The sequence below is a fragment of the Serratia sp. NGAS9 genome (assembly GCF_009905295.1).
Taxonomy (GTDB): Bacteria; Pseudomonadota; Gammaproteobacteria; order Enterobacterales; family Enterobacteriaceae; genus Serratia; species Serratia bockelmannii.
The window spans coordinates 4084286-4101205 of sequence record NZ_CP047605.1 but is presented as its reverse complement, the minus strand read 5'-3'; the positions used below and the strand labels follow the sequence as shown (position 1 = coordinate 4101205).

Sequence of the window (16920 nt, the reverse complement as noted above, 5' to 3'; positions counted from 1 at the left end):
CCATATCCGGCGCCAGGCCAGCGTCTGGCGCCGGAATGCTGAGAACGTATGAAGATCCTGACCGGGCGCGTGCTGCAAAACGGCTTGATGGCGGTGTTTTTACTGGCGCTGCTGTTGGCCGCGATTCGGCTGTGGCCGCATCCGCCCCTGTGGCAGGGGCTGCCGCAGTCTTCCGTTTATTACGACAGGCACGGCGCGTTGCTGCGCATCACGCTGGCCAACGACGATCGCTACCGGCTGTGGACCCCGCTGGAGCAGGTGTCGCCGTTGGCGGTGCGTGGGCTGCTGCTGCACGAAGATCGCTGGTTCTACTACAACCCCGGCTTTAACCCCGTCAGCCTGATGCGCGGCTTCTGGCGCAGCTATGTCGCCGGCGGCAAAATGCAGGGCGGATCGACCATCAGCATGCAGCTGGCGCGGATGCGCTGGCATCTCAATACCCGCACGCCGGGCGGCAAGCTGCTGCAGGTGCTGCGCGCGGTGCAGCTGGAGCTCAGCTATTCCAAGCGCGATATCCTGGAAGCCTATTTGAATTACGCGCCCTACGGTCGCAACATTGAAAGCATCGGCGCCGCCAGCCTGATCTACTTCGCCAAGTCGCCGAAGGCGTTGACCCTGCCGGAGGCGCTGACGCTGGCGGTGCTGCCGCAGTCGCCCAGCTACCGTCTGGAGCCAAAAACCGGCGTGCTCGGTGCCGCATTGACGCAGGCGCGCAACCGTCTGTTCCAGCGCTGGCAGCAGGTTTACCCGACCGACGCCAGCCAGCAAACGCTGTTCCGCCTGCCGCTGGCGCTGCGGCAGCCTGAACAAGTGCCTTATATTGCGCCGCACTTTATCGAACAGCTACGCCTGCAGACGCAGCAACTGGTGCAGCGCGACACTCGCGTCGACACTACGCTGGACGCCGGGTTGCAGCGGCTGGTCGAGCGGCAGGTTAACGCCTTTATCGCCCGCAACCGCAGCCGCGGCATTCAAAACGCCGCGGTGCTGCTGGTGGACAGCCGCGATATGGGGGTGCGCGCGCTGGTAGGATCGGCGGACTATTACAATCGGCCGATCCAGGGGCAGGTGAACGGCACCAACGCCAAGCGTTCGCCGGGATCGACGCTGAAGCCGTTCATCTACGCGCTGGGCATGGAGCAGGGCGTGCTGCATCCGATGACTATCCTCAAAGACGTGCCTTCGTCGTTCGGCGCCTATGCACCGGAAAATTTCGACCGGCGCTTTCTCGGCCCGGTGACCGCCACCGACGCGCTGAACTTCAGCCGTAACATCCCGGCGGTATATGTCGCCTCGCAGCTGCGCCAGCCGACTTTTTATCAGTTCTTACGCCTGACCGGCGTCGCCAATATGGCCAATGAGAGCCACTACGGGCTGTCGCTGGTATTGGGCGGCGGTGAGGTGACGGCGCAGGAATTGGCGAAGCTGTATGCGCTGCTGGCGAACCGCGGCGAGCTGCGGCCGCTTCGCATGCGATTGAACGAGGCCGAATCGACGCCGGTGCGGCTGCTGAGTGAGGAGGCCAGTTTCATCACGCTGGATATGCTGCGCCAGCACCGGCGGCCGGGCGATACGCTGGCACAGCGTTCTTCTTCGCTGCCGGCGTATTGGAAGACCGGGACTTCATGGGGCTTTCGCGACGCCTGGAGCGTCGGAATCTTCGGCCCTTACGTGCTGGTGGTGTGGGAAGGCAACTTCGACGGGCGCGGCAACAATGCGTTGGTCGGCGCCGAGGCGGCCGCGCCGCTGTTTTTCAATATCATCGACAGCGTCAACGCCAGCTACCCTGGCCTGCGGGAACCGAAACATCCGTTCCCCCAACGGCTGCGGCGGGTGGAGATTTGTCTCGCCAGCGGCGATCTGCCGACGCCGTGGTGCCAGCAAAAGGGCAAGACCTGGTTCATTCCCGGCAAGTCGCCGATCAAGGTGGACAGCGTCTATCGGCCTGTGGTGCTGGATATTCACAGCGGCGAGGTCGTTTGCCCGCCGTATGACGCGGCGCAGACTCGTACCGAAATCTTTGAATTCTGGCCTTCCGATTTGGCCAACGTGTTCGCCCAGGCCGGGCTGCCGAAACGGACGCCGCCGGTTAACCGCTGCAAGGATAACGGCATCGCCGTCGGCGGCAACGCACCGCGCATCACTTCGCCGCTGAAAAATACCACCTATACCCTGCGCCAGTCGCAGCAGGGGCGGGACAAAATCGCCTTCAATGCGGTGACGGATGCCGACAGCAAGACGGTGTACTGGTTTGTCGACGATATCTATCTCGGTAGCAGCGCCAGCAAAAAGCCGATCGACTGGCGGCCGATCAACAACGGGCGTTATCGCATTCGGGCGGTGGACGATCGCGGCCGCGCCGATACGCGCCTGGTGACCATCGAATGGGTAAACTAGCGCTGAGCCGCACGCCTGTTATACTCGCGCCCGAAACGGCTATTGACCTGGGAAAGCGATGTGATTGAGATTTTGTATCAGGATGAACACCTGGTGGCGGTGAACAAACCGTCGGGCTGGTTGGTACACCGCAGTTGGCTGGATCGTCATGAAACACGTTTTATGATGCAAACGGTGCGCGATCAGCTCGGGCAGCACGTCTTTACCGTGCACCGTCTCGATCGCCCGACCTCCGGCGTGCTGCTGATGGCGCTTTCCAGCGAGGTGGCGCGCCTGCTGTCGCAGCAGTTCGAGCAGCATCAGGTGCAGAAAACCTACCATGCGGTGGTGCGCGGTTACGTGCAGGAGGGGGCGACCCTCGACTACCCGCTGACGGCGGAGCTGGACAAAATCGCCGATAAACATGCCGATGCCGACAAGGGGCCGCAGCCGGCCGTCACGCACTACCGGCCGTTGGCGCAGGTAGAGATGCCGGTGGCCGTCGGCCGCTACGACAGCGCGCGTTACAGTCTGGTGGAACTGCAACCGGAAACCGGCCGCAAGCACCAATTGCGGCGCCACATGGCGCATCTTCGCCATCCGATCATCGGTGACAGCAAGCACGGCGATCTGCGGCAGAACCGTGGGATGGCGCAGCATTTCGGCTGCCCGCGCCTGATGCTGCACGCCAGCCATCTGCAGCTGACGCACCCGGTGAGCGGCGAGCCGCTGCAGGTGACGGCGCGCTGGGACGAAGACTGGCAAGGGGTGATGGCGCAGTTCGGCTGGGCGGGGGTATTCCCTGAACTTGCCGGGGTTGAGTTTAGCGCGGCTAACGGTCAGGATAGCTGACAATTTTTAAAGGTAATGAAGGGAGTAGGAGCCATGGCTCAGGTTGGTATCTTCGTGGGAACGGTCTACGGCAATTCGCTGCTGGTGGCGGAAGAGGCGCAAAACATCCTCAGCGAGCAGGGCCATGAGGTCAAACTGTTCGAAGAGGGCACGCTGGAGGCCTGGCAGTTTTATCGTCAGCATTACGCGCTGGTGATCACCTCCACTACCGGGCAGGGCGATTTGCCGGACAGCATCGCGCCGTTGTTCCACGCCATTCGCGATCAGGTTGGCTATCAGCCGGAGCTGCGCTATGGGCTGATTGCCCTCGGCGACAGCAGCTATGACAACTTCTGCGGCGCCGGGCGCGCGTTTGACGCGCTGCTGCAGGAGCAGCGCGCCACCCGCGTTGGCGAAGTGCTGGAAATCGATGCGATGGAACAGCCGGAGCCGGAAGTGGCCGCCTGCCCGTGGGTCGAGCAGTGGGGCACGCTGCTGCAGTCATAACGTAAAAAGGCGCCGCAAAAGGGCGCCTTAACGATGATGCGGGTCAACCGATCCGCATTATTTGCCGCGGGTGAGTTTTTCCAGATCGGCTTCGATCTCGGCAATCTTGTGCGACACCACGCCCTCGAGATGGCGCAGGTCGTCGAGGATTTTACGCTTCAGATCCACTTCCACCTGATCGCGCTGGCACAGCTGATCCAGCTCGTCGATCACGTAACGCAGGTTCGGGTTGATCTCGTGAATTTCCTTGTAGCCCTGGCCGGCGTTGTCCGCCACCACGGTTTTACGCTGGCGCGGATACTTGAACTTCACGCTCTTGGCGAAGAACTCGCCCTTGTCCTTGCGGAAATAGATCTTGAGGATGTCGTTGTTGGCCTCTTGACGCAGGCTATAGCGATCGACGTCTTCCGGTTGATTGATGCCCAAACTCTTCAAGTTATCGTACATACTGCGCCCTCTTTAGATGTGATCGTTATATTCCACGACTGCGATTATGGCGGAAAGCGAGATCTGCGACTGTGACTGCCAGCGAAACGCAGACAAAAAAATAGCGGGTGAATCACCCGCTATTTCAATTTAGTCGATAGTACGCAATAACTCATTAATGCCGACTTTACCGCGCGTTTTGGCGTCGACTTTCTTGACGATCACCGCGCAGTACAGGCTGTAAGAACCGTCTTTCGACGGCAGGTTACCGGAAACCACCACCGAACCCGCCGGCACGCGGCCGTAATGGATTTCGCCGGTCTCGCGGTCATAGATGCGGGTGCTCTGGCCGAGGTAGACGCCCATCGAAATCACCGAGCCTTCTTCCACGATCACGCCTTCCACCACTTCGGAGCGTGCGCCGATGAAGCAGTTGTCTTCGATGATGGTCGGGTTGGCCTGCAGCGGCTCCAGCACGCCGCCGATGCCGACGCCGCCGGACAGGTGAACGTTCTTGCCGATCTGCGCGCAAGAACCGACGGTGGCCCAGGTGTCGACCATGGTGCCTTCGTCGACGTAGGCGCCGATGTTAACGTAAGACGGCATCAGCACGGTGTTGCGAGCGATGAACGCGCCCTGGCGCACGGTGGCCGGCGGCACGACGCGGAAACCTTCCTTCTGGAAGCGCGCTTCGTCGTAGTCGGCGAATTTCATCGGCACCTTGTCGTAGTAGCGGGTTTCCGCGCCGTCCATTACCTTATTGTCGTTGATGCGGAAAGAGAGCAGCACGGCTTTCTTCAGCCACTGATGGGTGACCCATTGACCGTCGATCTTCTCGGCAACGCGCAGGGCGCCGCTGTCCAACAGGCCGATCACCTGGTTTACCGCTTCGCGCGTTACGGTGTCTACGTTCACCGGGGTGATGTCCGCACGGCGTTCGAAGGCGCTTTCAATAACGTTCTGTAATTGCTGCATGCTGTTCTCTTTCCTGATGTTGTCGGTAAAAAGTTACTTGTATCACATTTTATCGTTCGGGGTGAGGGCCTCTGTCAACCGTTGCTCCAACTTTCTGCGCGTTTCTTGGTCGAGCGCGCGCCGCTCGCCGTCGGCCAGAATAAACAAATCCTCGACCCGCTCGCCGATGGTGGAAATGCGCGCGCCGTGCAGCGACAGCCCCAGGTCGGCGAACACTTCGCCCACCCGCGCCAGCAGGCCGGGTTGGTCGAGCGCCGTCAGCTCCAGGTAGCTGCGGCGATCGGTGTGGGTCGGCAGGAAGGTGACCTCGGTCGGCACGCTGAAGTGGCGCAGCTTGGAAGAGGGGCGGCGCACACGCGGCGGCTGATACTCTCGTTGGGTGATGGCCTGTAGCAGCGCCTGACGGATCGCCGCGTGGCGATCCTGCGCCAGCGGGCTGCCGTCCGGTTCCAGCACGATAAAGGTGTCCATCGCCATACCGTCGCGGTTAGTGAAGATCTGTGCGTCGTGCACGCTCAGGTTGCGGCGATCCATCTCCCCGGCGACGGCGGCGAACAGATAAGGACGATCCGGGCTCCAGATGAAGATCTCGGTGCCGCCGCGCGTCGCCTGGCGGCTGACCAGCACCAGCGGCTGGGTGGAATCGTGGGCAAGCAGATGGCGGGCGTGCCAGGCCAGCTGATTCGGCGAGTGGCGCAGGAAATAGTCGGCGCGGCAGCGGCTCCAGATGCGGTGCAGCGCCTCTTCGTCGATGTTGTCCATGCGCAGCAGAGCCAGCGCCTGCAGCCGATGGTGGCGCACGCGTTCGCGCAGATCCGGGCTGTTTTGCATGCCGCGGCGCAGCTGTTTCTCGGTGGCGAAATACAGCTCGCGCAACAGGCTCTGCTTCCAGCTGTTCCACAGGGTTTCGTTGGTGGCGCAGATATCCGCCACCGTCAGGCATACCAGGTAGCGCAGGCGAGTTTCGCTCTGCACTTCGCTGCTGAACTGCTGGATCACCGTCGGATCCTGGATATCGCGGCGCTGCGCGGTGACCGACATCAGCAGGTGGCAGCGCACCAGCCAGGCCACCAGTTGGGTTTCTCGCGAGTTGAGACCGTGCAGCTCGGCGAACTCGACCACGTCCTCCGCGCCGAGGATCGAGTGATCGCCGCCGCGCCCTTTGGCGATATCGTGGAACAAGGCCGCCAGCAGCAGCAGTTCCGGGTGCGGCAGGCGCGGATACAGCTCCACGCACAGCGGATGGCGCGGCCGGGTTTGCGCATCGGCGAAGCTCTCCAGCTTCTGCAGCACCCGGATAGTGTGCTCGTCGACGGTATAGGCGTGGAACAGATCGAACTGCATCTGCCCGACGATCTTGCCCCACTGCGGCATATAAGCCCATAGCACACTGTGACGGTGCATCGGCACCAGCGCGCGCGACACCGCGCCGGGGTGGCGCAGGATGGCCATAAACAGATCGCGCGCTTCCGGGATGGTGCACAGCGGCTGTTTCAGGTGACGGCGCGCGTGGCGCAGCTGGCGCACGGTGGTGGAGTAAATGCCTTTGATCTCGCGGTTGCGCACCATCAGGTAGAACATGCGCATGATGGCTTGCGGCTCGCGGATGAACAGCGTTTCGTCACGCAGATCGATCAGATCGCCGCGCAGCTGGAAATCGTCGTTCAGCGGACGCGGTTTCTCGGTGGCGTCCAGCGCCAGGATGGCCTCGTCGAACAGCTGCAGCAGCATGTGGTTCAGCTCGCTGACGCGCCGCGTCATGCGGTAGAAGTCTTTCATCATGCGCTCGACCGGCTCGTTGCCTTCACCTTCATAGCGCAGCAGCTGCGCCACGTTGAGCTGACGATCGAACAGCAGACGGTTGTCGTAACGCGGCAGCACCAGATGCAGCGCAAAGCGGATGCGCCACAGGAAGCTCTGACATTCGTTCAGTTCGTTGCGCTCGGCCTGGGTGAGGAAACCGAAACCGACCATTTCGTCCAGCGAGGTGGCACCGAAGTGGCGGCGCGCCACCCACAGCAGCGTGTGGATATCGCGCAGGCCGCCGGGGCTGCTTTTGATATCCGGTTCCAGGTTATAGCTGGTGCCATGGTAGCGCTGGTGGCGTTCCTGCTGCTCGTTGATCTTGGCGTGGAAAAACTGCGGCGAAGGCCAGAAGCCGTCGCTGAAGATGTGTTTTTGCATTTGCAGGAACAGCGCGACGTCGCCGCAGATCATGCGCGATTCGATCAGGTTGGTGGCCACGGTCAGATCCGCCAGCCCTTCCAGCAGACACTCTTCCAGGGTGCGCACGCTGTGGCCCACCTCCAGCTTGAGATCCCACAGCAGGGTGATGAATTCGCCGACCCGCTGCGACTGCTGTTCCGTCAGCCGGCGCTGGCTGAGCACCAATACGTCGATGTCCGACAGCGGATGCAGCTCGCCGCGGCCGTAGCCGCCGACCGCCACCAGCGCGGTTTCCGGGATATCTTCGAAGCCGTAGAAGGTCCACAGCCGGCGCAGCAGGCGATCGATGAAGTCGCTGCGCGCCGCCACTAGGCTTTCGGCGCTGGAGCCGGCGTCGAACGCCGCCGCCAGCCACAGCTGAAACTGCTCCAGCCGCTGTTTCAGCACCAGGCAGGTGAGGTCGTCGTCGCCGTAGGCGCTGGGAGAGACGGGTGGCATCGGCACGGCCGGGGCCGCCTGTTGAAGAAGATTGTCAGACATAGTGCGCAGCCCATAAAAAAGGCCGGCATAAGCCGGCCTGGTGATATTCTGCACGCGGCGTTCGTCGCGGTGCTTACATCTCGTGCGTAATGATGTTGGGGATGGTGTCATCCTTGCGCAACGTCATTATTTCGCAGCCGTTATCAGTGACCACAATAGTATGCTCATACTGCGCCGACAAGCTGCGATCTTTGGTTTTTACCGTCCAGCCGTCTTTCATGGTGCGGATGCGGTAGTCGCCGGCGTTGACCATCGGTTCGATGGTGAAAGCCATGCCTGCCTGTAGCACCACGCCGCCGTCGTCCGCGTCATAGTGCAGCACCTGCGGCTCTTCGTGGAACACTTCGCCGATGCCGTGGCCGCAGTACTCGCGCACCACGGAGAACTTCTCGGCTTCGACGAATTGCTGAATAGCCTTGCCCAGGGTGCGCAGACGGATGCCCGGTTTGACCATCTTCAGCGCCAGATACAGGCTTTCCTGAGTGACGCGGCACAGGCGCTCGCCCAGAATGGTCGGTTTGCCGACGATGAACATCTTAGAGGTGTCGCCATGGAAACCGTCTTTAATCACGGTCACGTCGATATTGACGATGTCGCCGTCTTTTAGCGTTTTGTCGTCGCTCGGGATGCCGTGGCACACCACTTCGTTCACCGATATACACACGGATTTCGGGAAGCCGTGATAGCCGAGGCAGGCGGAAATGGCCTGCTGCTCGTTGGTGATGTACTCGTGACAGATACGGTCCAGCTCGCCGGTGGTCACGCCAGGTTTGACGTGCGGCTCGATGATCTCCAGCACTTCGGCGGCCAGGCGGCCGGCCACGCGCATTTTTTGGATGTCATCAGGTGTTTTAATTGAGATTGCCATGAAATTTGTCCGCAGGTGTCGTTATCGTCGACAATAAGAAGCAGTGACTTATGGTATCAGCCCGGCCGGAGGCTGCCAAATTTCATTTCCCGACGCCCGGCGAAAAGCAACAAAAGTTGGTGTCGGCAGCGGGTTTATGGTATAAAGCGCGCCGGCGATCCGCGACTTGGTTCTTGTGACCTGGCAGGAATTGGCCGAAAATACTTTAACTGCACTCATTTTGTGTAAATAACACACACGTATCGGCACATCCGCCGGGGTGCCCTGAGGTGACTTGTCGCCGCCAGGGTCGGCGTTATGGGATACGTGGAGGCATAACCCCAATTAATCTATAGAGGTTTAATCATGGCAACTGTTTCCATGCGCGACATGCTCAAGGCTGGTGTTCACTTTGGTCACCAGACTCGTTACTGGAACCCGAAAATGAAGCCTTTCATCTTCGGCGCTCGTAACAAGGTTCACATCATCAACCTGGAGCAGACCGTACCAATGTTCAACGCCGCTCTGGCTGAACTGAGCAAGATCTCTTCCCGTAAAGGCAAGATCCTGTTCGTTGGTACCAAACGCGCAGCAAGCGAAGCGGTAAAAGACGCTGCGAACAGCTGTGACCAGTTCTTCGTGAACCACCGCTGGTTGGGTGGCATGCTGACTAACTGGAAAACCGTTCGTCAGTCCATCAAACGTTTGAAAGATCTGGAAATCCAGTCTCAAGACGGCACCCTGGACAAGCTGACCAAGAAAGAAGCGCTGATGCGCACTCGTGAACTGGCCAAGCTGGAAAACTCCCTGGGCGGTATCAAGGATATGGGCGGTCTGCCAGACGCACTGTTCGTTATCGATGCCGATCACGAGCACATCGCGATCAAAGAAGCCAACAACCTGGGTATCCCGGTATTCTCTATCGTTGATACCAACTCCAACCCAGACGGCGTTGACTTCATCATCCCTGGTAACGACGACGCAATCCGTGCAGTAAACCTGTACCTGACTGCTGTTGCTGCCGCTGTGCGTGAAGGTCGTTCTCAAGATCTGGCCGTTCAGGCGGAAGAAGGCTTCGTAGAAGCTGAATAATAAGGCAAGCTCGTCACTGAGCCCTTATTAACCAGGTATTGACATATGTTGGTTAGGGGGGCCTGTAAAGGCCCCCTTTGCTTATCTGAATGAGAACTGTCTCCACGCGAGATAACCGAGGAAAAATAAATGGCTGATATTACCGCTGCCCTGGTAAAAGAACTGCGCGAGCGTACCGGCGCTGGCATGATGGATTGCAAGAAGGCGCTGGTTGAATCCAACGGCGACATCGAACTGGCAATCGAAAACATGCGTAAGTCCGGTGCGATCAAAGCCGCTAAAAAAGCAGGCAACGTAGCTGCTGACGGCGTGATCAAAACCAAGATCGAAGGCAACTACGGCATCATTCTGGAAGTTAACTGCCAGACTGACTTCGTCGCGAAAGACGCCGGTTTCCAGGCGTTCGCCGACAAAGTGCTGGATGCCGCTATGGCCGGCAAAATCACTGACGTTGACGTGCTGAAAGCACAGTTCGAAGAAGAGCGCGTAGCGCTGGTGGCAAAAATCGGTGAAAACATCAACATTCGCCGCGTTGCTTCCCTGGAAGGCGACGTGCTGGGCAGCTACCTGCACGGCGCGCGTATCGGCGTTCTGGTTGCGGCTAAAGGCGCTGACGACGAGCTGGTCAAGCAAATCGCAATGCACATTGCGGCGAGCAAGCCAGAGTTCGTGAAGCCAGAAGACGTGTCTGCTGAAGTGGTAGAAAAAGAGTACCAGGTTCAGCTGGACATCGCCATGCAGTCAGGCAAGCCGAAAGAAATCGCAGAGAAAATGGTTGAAGGCCGCATGAAGAAATTCACCGGTGAAGTTTCTCTGACCGGTCAGCCTTTCGTTATGGATCCGAGCAAATCTGTTGCTCAGGTGCTGAAAGAGCACAACGCTGACGTGACCAACTTCATTCGCTTCGAAGTGGGCGAAGGCATCGAGAAAGTCGAAACCGACTTCGCTGCTGAAGTTGCCGCGATGAGCAAACAGTCTTAATGACTGTCGATGGAACCGCCGTCTGGCGGTTCCATACTATCCAGCCAGAATTACACCGGTGGCAGGCCCTGCAGCGTGATACTCACCTCAGGCGCGTTTCATCGGCTGAAATCCCCAATACTAATACTGCTTCTTAGGACAGAACACCATGGCAACCAATGCAAAACCCGTATATCAGCGTATTCTGCTTAAACTGAGTGGCGAAGCCCTGCAAGGTGCAGAAGGTTTTGGTATCGACGCCAGCGTTTTGGATCGCATGGCTCAGGAAGTGAAAGAGCTGGTCGAACTGGGAATTCAGGTCGGTGTAGTTATTGGCGGCGGGAACTTGTTCCGCGGCGCGGGCCTGGCGCAAGCCGGCATGAACCGCGTAGTGGGCGACCACATGGGAATGCTGGCTACCGTGATGAACGGCCTGGCTATGCGTGATGCACTGCACCGTGCCTATGTGAACGCCCGCCTGATGTCGGCGATCCCGCTGAACGGCGTGTGTGATAATTACAGCTGGGCAGAGGCGATCAGCCTGCTGCGCAACAACCGCGTGGTGATCTTCTCCGCCGGTACCGGCAACCCGTTCTTCACCACCGATTCCGCCGCTTGCCTGCGCGGTATCGAGATCGAAGCGGACGTGGTGCTGAAAGCCACCAAAGTGGATGGCGTATACTCCGCCGATCCGGTGAAAAACCCGGATGCGACGCTGTATGAACAATTAACCTATCAGGACGTGCTGGAGCGCGAGCTGAAAGTGATGGATCTGGCGGCGTTTACGCTGGCCCGCGATCACGGTCTGCCGATCCGCGTGTTCAACATGAACAAGCCTGGCGCACTGCGCCGCGTGGTGATGGGTGAGAACGAAGGTACGCTGATCAGCAAGTAAGGCTGTTCGCACCCCTTTTTCGGAGCGCGTGACGCCAGGCGCCGCGCGCTCTTCGAGTACGATTACGGGCTATACTTGAGTATCGCCTGCCAAGTAACCAGCTTCCAAGGGTTTGCAACGTGACTAATGAAATCAGAAAAGATGCTGATTCACGCATGGAAAAAAGCGTAGAAGCATTCAAAAACCAAATCAGCAAGATCCGCACCGGCCGCGCTTCTCCAAGCATTCTGGACGGCATCATGGTGGAATACTACGGCGCCGCTACGCCGCTGCGTCAGCTGGCCAACGTAACCGTAGAAGACTCCCGCACGCTGAAAATCAACGTGTTCGACCGCAGCCTGAGCCAGGCCGTTGAGAAAGCGATCATGAGCTCCGATCTGGGCCTCAACCCGTCTTCCGCCGGTTCTGACATTCGCGTTCCGCTGCCTCCGCTGACCGAAGAGCGTCGTAAGGATCTGATCAAGATCGTGCGCGGCGAAGCCGAGCAGGGCCGCGTAGCGGTGCGTAACGTGCGTCGTGACGCCAACGACAAGGTCAAGGCGCTGCTGAAAGACAAAGAGATCAGCGAAGACGAAGAACGTCGCTCACAAGACGAGATTCAGAAAATGACCGACGCTTACATCAAGCTGGTCGACGCCGCGCTGGCGGAGAAAGAAAAAGAGCTGATGGATTTCTAATCAGCATCGCGCAGAAAGAAAGCGTCGCCTGGGCGGCGCTTTGTTTTTTGTGGCGCAGATCCCGTTTCATCGTACTGAAAGATCATGGACAAGCGGTGTCCAAGGTTCCACACTGGAACACCTCCGATCTCATCAGACAGTTATTCAGAGTGAACTCATGAAGCAACTGACCATTCTTGGCTCGACCGGCTCGGTAGGGACCAGTACCCTGGCCGTGGTCAGGGCGAATCCCGACCGTTTTGCGATCAAAGCGCTGGTGGCCGGCCGTAACGTCGCGGTCATGGCGCAGCAATGCATGGAATTCCGGCCCGCCTTCGCCGCGATGGCGGATGAAAACGCCGCGCGCGAGCTGCGCGCTGTCCTGGCGGAAAACGGTGTCGCTACCGAAGTCTTGGCCGGAGAACAAGCGGCCTGCGAGCTGGCAGCGTTGGATGACGTCGATCAAGTGACGGCGGCCATCGTCGGCGCTGCGGGGCTGTTGCCGACGCTGGCGGCGATCCGCGCCGGCAAACAGGTACTGCTGGCCAACAAAGAATCGCTGGTCACCTGCGGCCGTCTGTTTATGGACGCGGTGCGGCAAAGCCAGGCGCAACTGCTGCCGCTCGACAGCGAGCACAACGCAATTTTTCAGAGTTTGCCTGAGAACATTCAGCGTCAGTTGGGATACTCTTCATTGGACAGTCATGGTGTTTCGCGCATCGTGCTTACCGGTTCCGGCGGCCCGTTCCGCACCACGCCGTTGGAACAGTTCGCCGCGATGACGCCGGATCAAGCCTGCGCCCACCCGAACTGGTCGATGGGCCGCAAGATCTCGGTGGATTCCGCCACCATGATGAACAAAGGTCTGGAATACATTGAGGCCCGCTGGCTGTTTAACGCCTCGGCCGAGCAAATGGAAGTGATCCTGCACCCGCAGTCGGTGATTCACTCGATGGTGCGCTATGCCGACGGCAGCGTGCTGGCGCAGTTGGGGACGCCGGATATGCGCACGCCGATCGCCCACGCGATGGCGTATCCGCAGCGCGTGAACTCCGGCGTGGAAGCGCTGGACTTCTGCCGCATCGGTTCGCTGACCTTCGCCGAACCGGAACGCGAACGTTATCCTTGCCTGTACTTGGCGATCGAGGCGTTCGAGGCCGGTCAGGCGGCGACCACCGCGCTGAACGCGGCCAACGAAATCGCCGTGGCGGCATTTTTGCAGCAGCAGATCCGCTTTACCGACATTGCCGCGGTCAACCGCCAGGTGGTGGAACGTCTCGCGCTGCAGGAACCGACCTGCATCGACGCGGTCTTAGACATTGACCGTCAGGCGCGCGCCGCTGCCGAGGAGCGCGTTCGCGCGTTGTGCGGCTGATCACGGCGATTATCCGATTTTGCTCGTAATTCGCGCGTGCCGCAGCGGGGCCGTTTGTTCATGCCCCGCTGAGGTGGTATAGTCTGCGCCACCTGTCAGCGGTTATACCGTTGAATTATGGCCCGATTGGCGCTCTGTGCGCCAATGGCGGCCCGGCTGTGCCGGGTATCGCGAGGGCAGGCTGAAAGCCGTGTCGGGCACACGGCTTTTTTTGCGCGTAAGGGCCTGATGTTCCGGAAAGGCAGTTATATTTCTACTGAGGAAATAAGTACGAGTTATGTCGTCCGCAAACCAACAAGAGGCTAATCCATCTTCCCAGGGGCCGCGCCATGTCGCCATTATCATGGACGGTAACGGACGCTGGGCCAAACGTCAGGGCAAGTTACGTGTCTTCGGTCATAAAGCAGGGGTGAAATCGGTTCGCCGCGCGGTCAGTTTTGCCGCCAGCCACCATTTAGATGCACTCACGCTTTATGCCTTCAGCAGCGAAAACTGGAACCGTCCGGTGCAGGAAGTCTCTGCCCTGATGGAGCTTTTTGTCCGCGCTTTGGATAGTGAAGTAAAAAGCCTGCATAAACATAACGTCAGGCTGCGAGTGATCGGCGATATCAGCCGATTCAGCGCGCGTTTGCAGGAGCGGATCCGCCGCTCTGAAGCTCTGACGGAAAATAACGATGGCCTGACGCTCAATATCGCTGCCAACTACGGCGGCCGTTGGGATATCATTCAGGGAGTAAGGGAACTGGCCGAACAGGTACGGGTAGGCGAGTTGCACCCGGATCAGATCAGCGAGGAATTATTGAACGAGCGGGTTTGCATGAGCGACCTGGCGCCGGTGGATCTGGTTATCCGCACCGGTGGCGAGCATCGCATCAGTAATTTCCTGCTGTGGCAAATCGCCTATGCTGAACTTTACTTTACTGATGTGCTCTGGCCTGATTTCGATGAACTTGTCTTTGAAGGTGCGCTGAATGCATTTGCACAACGTGAGCGCCGCTTCGGGGGAACAACACCTAACGGCGCCGATGCGTCCTAGGGAGAACTTTTGCTGAAGTATCGCCTCATAACTGCTCTGATTTTAATCCCGATCGTTATCGCGGCGCTGTTCCTGTTGCCGCCGTTGGCCTTTGCTCTGGTAACGCTCGTCGTGTGCATGTTAGCTGCCTGGGAGTGGGGCCAATTGGCCGGTTTTACCTCCCGTTCGCAGCGCATCTGGTTGGCGATACTGTGCGGTTTTCTGCTGGCGTTGATGATGCTCAGCGTCCCCGCTTACCATCAATCCGTGCCGCAGATAAGCGGCTCGCTGTGGCTGTCGCTGGCCTGGTGGCTGGCGGCGTTGCTGCTGGTGTTGTTCTATCCCGGCTCGGCCTCTATCTGGCGCAATTCGCGCCCGCTGCGCCTGCTGTTCGGCTTGCTGACCATCGTGCCGTTCTTTTGGGGCATGCTGGCGCTGCGCCAGTTCGGCTACGAGCAAAATCCGTTTACCGGCGCCTGGTGGCTGCTGTACGTGATGCTGCTGGTGTGGGGCGCGGATTCCGGCGCCTACATGTTCGGCAAGCTGTTCGGCAAGCATAAACTGGCGCCGAAGGTCTCGCCGGGTAAAACCTGGGAAGGGTTGATCGGCGGGCTGCTGACGTCGGCGGTCATTTCCTGGCTGTTCGGCCGCTACGCGCCACTGAACGTGGTGCCGACCACGCTGTTGGCCTGTTCGGTGCTCGCCGCGCTGGCTTCGGTGCTGGGCGATTTGACCGAAAGCATGTTCAAACGCGAAGCGGGCATCAAGGACAGCGGGCATTTGATTCCCGGTCATGGCGGCATACTGGATCGTATCGACAGCCTGACCGCGGCGGTGCCGGTGTTTGCCTGCCTGATGCTGTTGGTGTTTTAATCCGTCGATGACGGAAAGTGAGGGATGATGGTCAGCGTGCTTTGGAACCTGGTGGCGTTTCTGATTGCGCTCGGTATCTTGATTACCGTGCATGAGTTCGGACACTTTTGGGTTGCCCGTCGTTGCGGCGTGCGCGTTGAACGCTTTTCCATCGGCTTCGGCCGGGCGCTGTGGCGCCGTACCGATCGCCAGGGCACCGAGTACGTCATCGCCTTGATCCCGCTTGGCGGTTACGTGAAGATGCTGGACGAGCGCGTGGAGTCGGTGGCGCCGGAAATGCGCCATCAGGCCTTTAACAACAAAACCGTCTGGCAGCGCGCGGCCATCATCAGCGCCGGCCCCATCGCCAACTTCCTGTTTGCTATCCTTGCCTATTGGCTGGTGTTCATCATCGGCGTGCCGAGTTTCCGCCCGGTGATCGGCGAAATCGCGCCGCAATCCATCGCCGCCAAGGCCGAAATTTCGTCTGGCATGGAACTAAAGTCGGTTGACGGCATCGAAACGCCTGATTGGGAATCAGTTCGTCTGGCGCTGGTGGCGAAGATTGGCGATGCGCAAACCGAAGTCGGCGTCGCGCCGTTCGGCTCTTCGCAGGTGGTGACCAAAACCCTGGATTTGCGCCAGTGGAACTTTGAACCGGACAAGCAGGATCCCGTTGTCGCGCTGGGCATTATGCCGCGCGGCCCGCAGATCGAATCCGTGTTGGCGGAAGTGCAGCCTAACTCGGCGGCGCAAAAGGCGGGTTTACAAGCGGGGGACAGGATCGTTAAAGTCGATGGTCAGCCGTTGGGTCGTTGGCAGACGCTGGTGAAGCGTATCCACGATGGCCCGGGGCAACCGCTGGCTTTGGAGATTGAAAGAAACGGCGCCCCCTTGTCTTTGACGCTGATACCGGATACAAAGCCGGTGGGAAAAGACAAATCGGTGGGGTTTGCAGGCATCATTCCAAAAGTGCTGCCGCTGCCGGAAGAGTATAAGACGATTCGCCAGTATGGACCGTTCCCGGCGCTGTATCAGGCCGGCGACAAGACCTGGCAGCTGATGCGGCTGACGGTCAACATGCTGGGCAAATTAATAACCGGTGATGTAAAGCTGAACAACCTGAGTGGCCCGATCTCGATTGCACAGGGAGCTGGGGCGTCAGCCGGAGTCGGATTCGTGTATTATCTGATGTTCCTGGCGTTGATTAGCGTCAACCTGGGGATCATCAACCTGTTCCCATTACCGGTGTTAGATGGTGGGCATCTCCTCTTCCTGGCGATAGAAAAGCTGAAGGGTGGGCCGGTTTCCGAGCGAGTACAGGACTACAGCTACCGCATAGGTTCGATCGTGCTGGTGTTGTTGATGGGTCTTGCACTTTTCAATGATTTTTCCCGCCTCTAGGGG

The 16920-nt window shown here is 59.4% G+C and carries 15 protein-coding genes; 11 read left to right on the top strand and 4 right to left on the bottom strand.

The genetic code is table 11. The features are described from left to right. The first annotated feature begins 48 nt into the window (after positions 1-48). The 3 genes from pbpC to GUC32_RS19565 are packed head-to-tail and all read left to right on the top strand — an operon-like array spanning position 49 to position 3714. Positions 49-2397, top strand: coding sequence for a penicillin-binding protein 1C (pbpC, locus tag GUC32_RS19575; protein WP_025304041.1), 2349 nt, complete (start codon positions 49-51; stop codon positions 2395-2397). 60 nt (positions 2398-2457) lie between these two features. After that, complete coding sequence (gene truC, locus GUC32_RS19570; RefSeq protein WP_025304040.1) at positions 2458-3228, top strand: tRNA pseudouridine(65) synthase TruC; 771 nt, start codon at positions 2458-2460, stop codon at positions 3226-3228. Positions 3229-3261: 33 nt separating this feature from the next. Continuing rightward, the gene (locus GUC32_RS19565; protein ID WP_342122499.1) at positions 3262-3714 is read left to right on the top strand and encodes a flavodoxin; all 453 of its coding nucleotides are present in this window, start codon (positions 3262-3264) and stop codon (positions 3712-3714) included. Between the two features lie 57 nt (positions 3715-3771). Here the strand turns inward: GUC32_RS19565 and GUC32_RS19560 are convergent, their stop codons facing one another. The 4 genes from GUC32_RS19560 to map all read right to left on the bottom strand — a co-directional run bounded on the left by GUC32_RS19560 (position 3772) and on the right by map (position 8689). Continuing rightward, a complete protein-coding gene (locus GUC32_RS19560; protein WP_004931929.1) occupies positions 3772-4161 on the bottom strand; it encodes a DUF3461 family protein in 390 nt (129 codons plus the stop codon). A 129-nt stretch (positions 4162-4290) separates the two neighbouring features. After that, positions 4291-5115: a 2,3,4,5-tetrahydropyridine-2,6-dicarboxylate N-succinyltransferase gene (dapD, locus tag GUC32_RS19555; RefSeq protein WP_025304039.1), complete on the bottom strand. Its 825-nt coding sequence runs from the start codon at positions 5113-5115 to the stop codon at positions 4291-4293. Between the two features lie 42 nt (positions 5116-5157). Further along, positions 5158-7821 carry a bifunctional uridylyltransferase/uridylyl-removing protein GlnD gene (glnD, locus tag GUC32_RS19550; RefSeq protein WP_043139899.1) on the bottom strand — a complete coding sequence of 888 codons (2664 nt, stop codon included), beginning with the start codon at positions 7819-7821 and terminating at the stop codon, positions 5158-5160. Positions 7822-7894: 73 nt separating this feature from the next. Next, positions 7895-8689 (bottom strand): type I methionyl aminopeptidase, encoded by a 795-nt coding sequence (gene map, locus GUC32_RS19545; protein WP_004931936.1) that lies wholly within the window; start codon positions 8687-8689, stop codon positions 7895-7897. 345 nt (positions 8690-9034) lie between these two features. Between map and rpsB the strand changes: the two genes are divergently transcribed. The 8 genes from rpsB (at position 9035) to rseP (ending at position 16917) form a co-directional block, all read left to right on the top strand. Then, complete coding sequence (gene rpsB, locus GUC32_RS19540) at positions 9035-9760, top strand: 30S ribosomal protein S2 (protein WP_016929891.1); 726 nt, start codon at positions 9035-9037, stop codon at positions 9758-9760. A 129-nt stretch (positions 9761-9889) separates the two neighbouring features. Continuing rightward, entirely contained in the window at positions 9890-10741 is an 852-nt protein-coding gene (tsf, locus tag GUC32_RS19535) for a translation elongation factor Ts (RefSeq protein WP_025304037.1), read from the top strand. Between the two features lie 148 nt (positions 10742-10889). After that, positions 10890-11615 (top strand): UMP kinase, encoded by a 726-nt coding sequence (gene pyrH, locus GUC32_RS19530; RefSeq protein ID WP_004931940.1) that lies wholly within the window; start codon positions 10890-10892, stop codon positions 11613-11615. A 119-nt stretch (positions 11616-11734) separates the two neighbouring features. Then, positions 11735-12292: a ribosome recycling factor gene (frr, locus tag GUC32_RS19525; RefSeq protein ID WP_004931943.1), complete on the top strand. Its 558-nt coding sequence runs from the start codon at positions 11735-11737 to the stop codon at positions 12290-12292. A gap of 157 nt (positions 12293-12449) precedes the next feature. Continuing rightward, a complete protein-coding gene (gene ispC, locus GUC32_RS19520; RefSeq protein WP_049296151.1) occupies positions 12450-13646 on the top strand; it encodes a 1-deoxy-D-xylulose-5-phosphate reductoisomerase in 1197 nt (398 codons plus the stop codon). Positions 13647-13923: 277 nt separating this feature from the next. Further along, a complete protein-coding gene (ispU, locus tag GUC32_RS19515; RefSeq protein ID WP_049206172.1) occupies positions 13924-14682 on the top strand; it encodes a (2E,6E)-farnesyl-diphosphate-specific ditrans,polycis-undecaprenyl-diphosphate synthase in 759 nt (252 codons plus the stop codon). 9 nt (positions 14683-14691) lie between these two features. Next, positions 14692-15534 (top strand): phosphatidate cytidylyltransferase, encoded by an 843-nt coding sequence (gene cdsA / locus GUC32_RS19510; protein ID WP_043139905.1) that lies wholly within the window; start codon positions 14692-14694, stop codon positions 15532-15534. Positions 15535-15561: 27 nt separating this feature from the next. After that, positions 15562-16917, top strand: a complete 1356-nt coding sequence (gene rseP, locus GUC32_RS19505; protein WP_025304033.1) for a sigma E protease regulator RseP — start codon at positions 15562-15564, stop codon at positions 16915-16917. Positions 16918-16920: the final 3 nt, after the last annotated feature.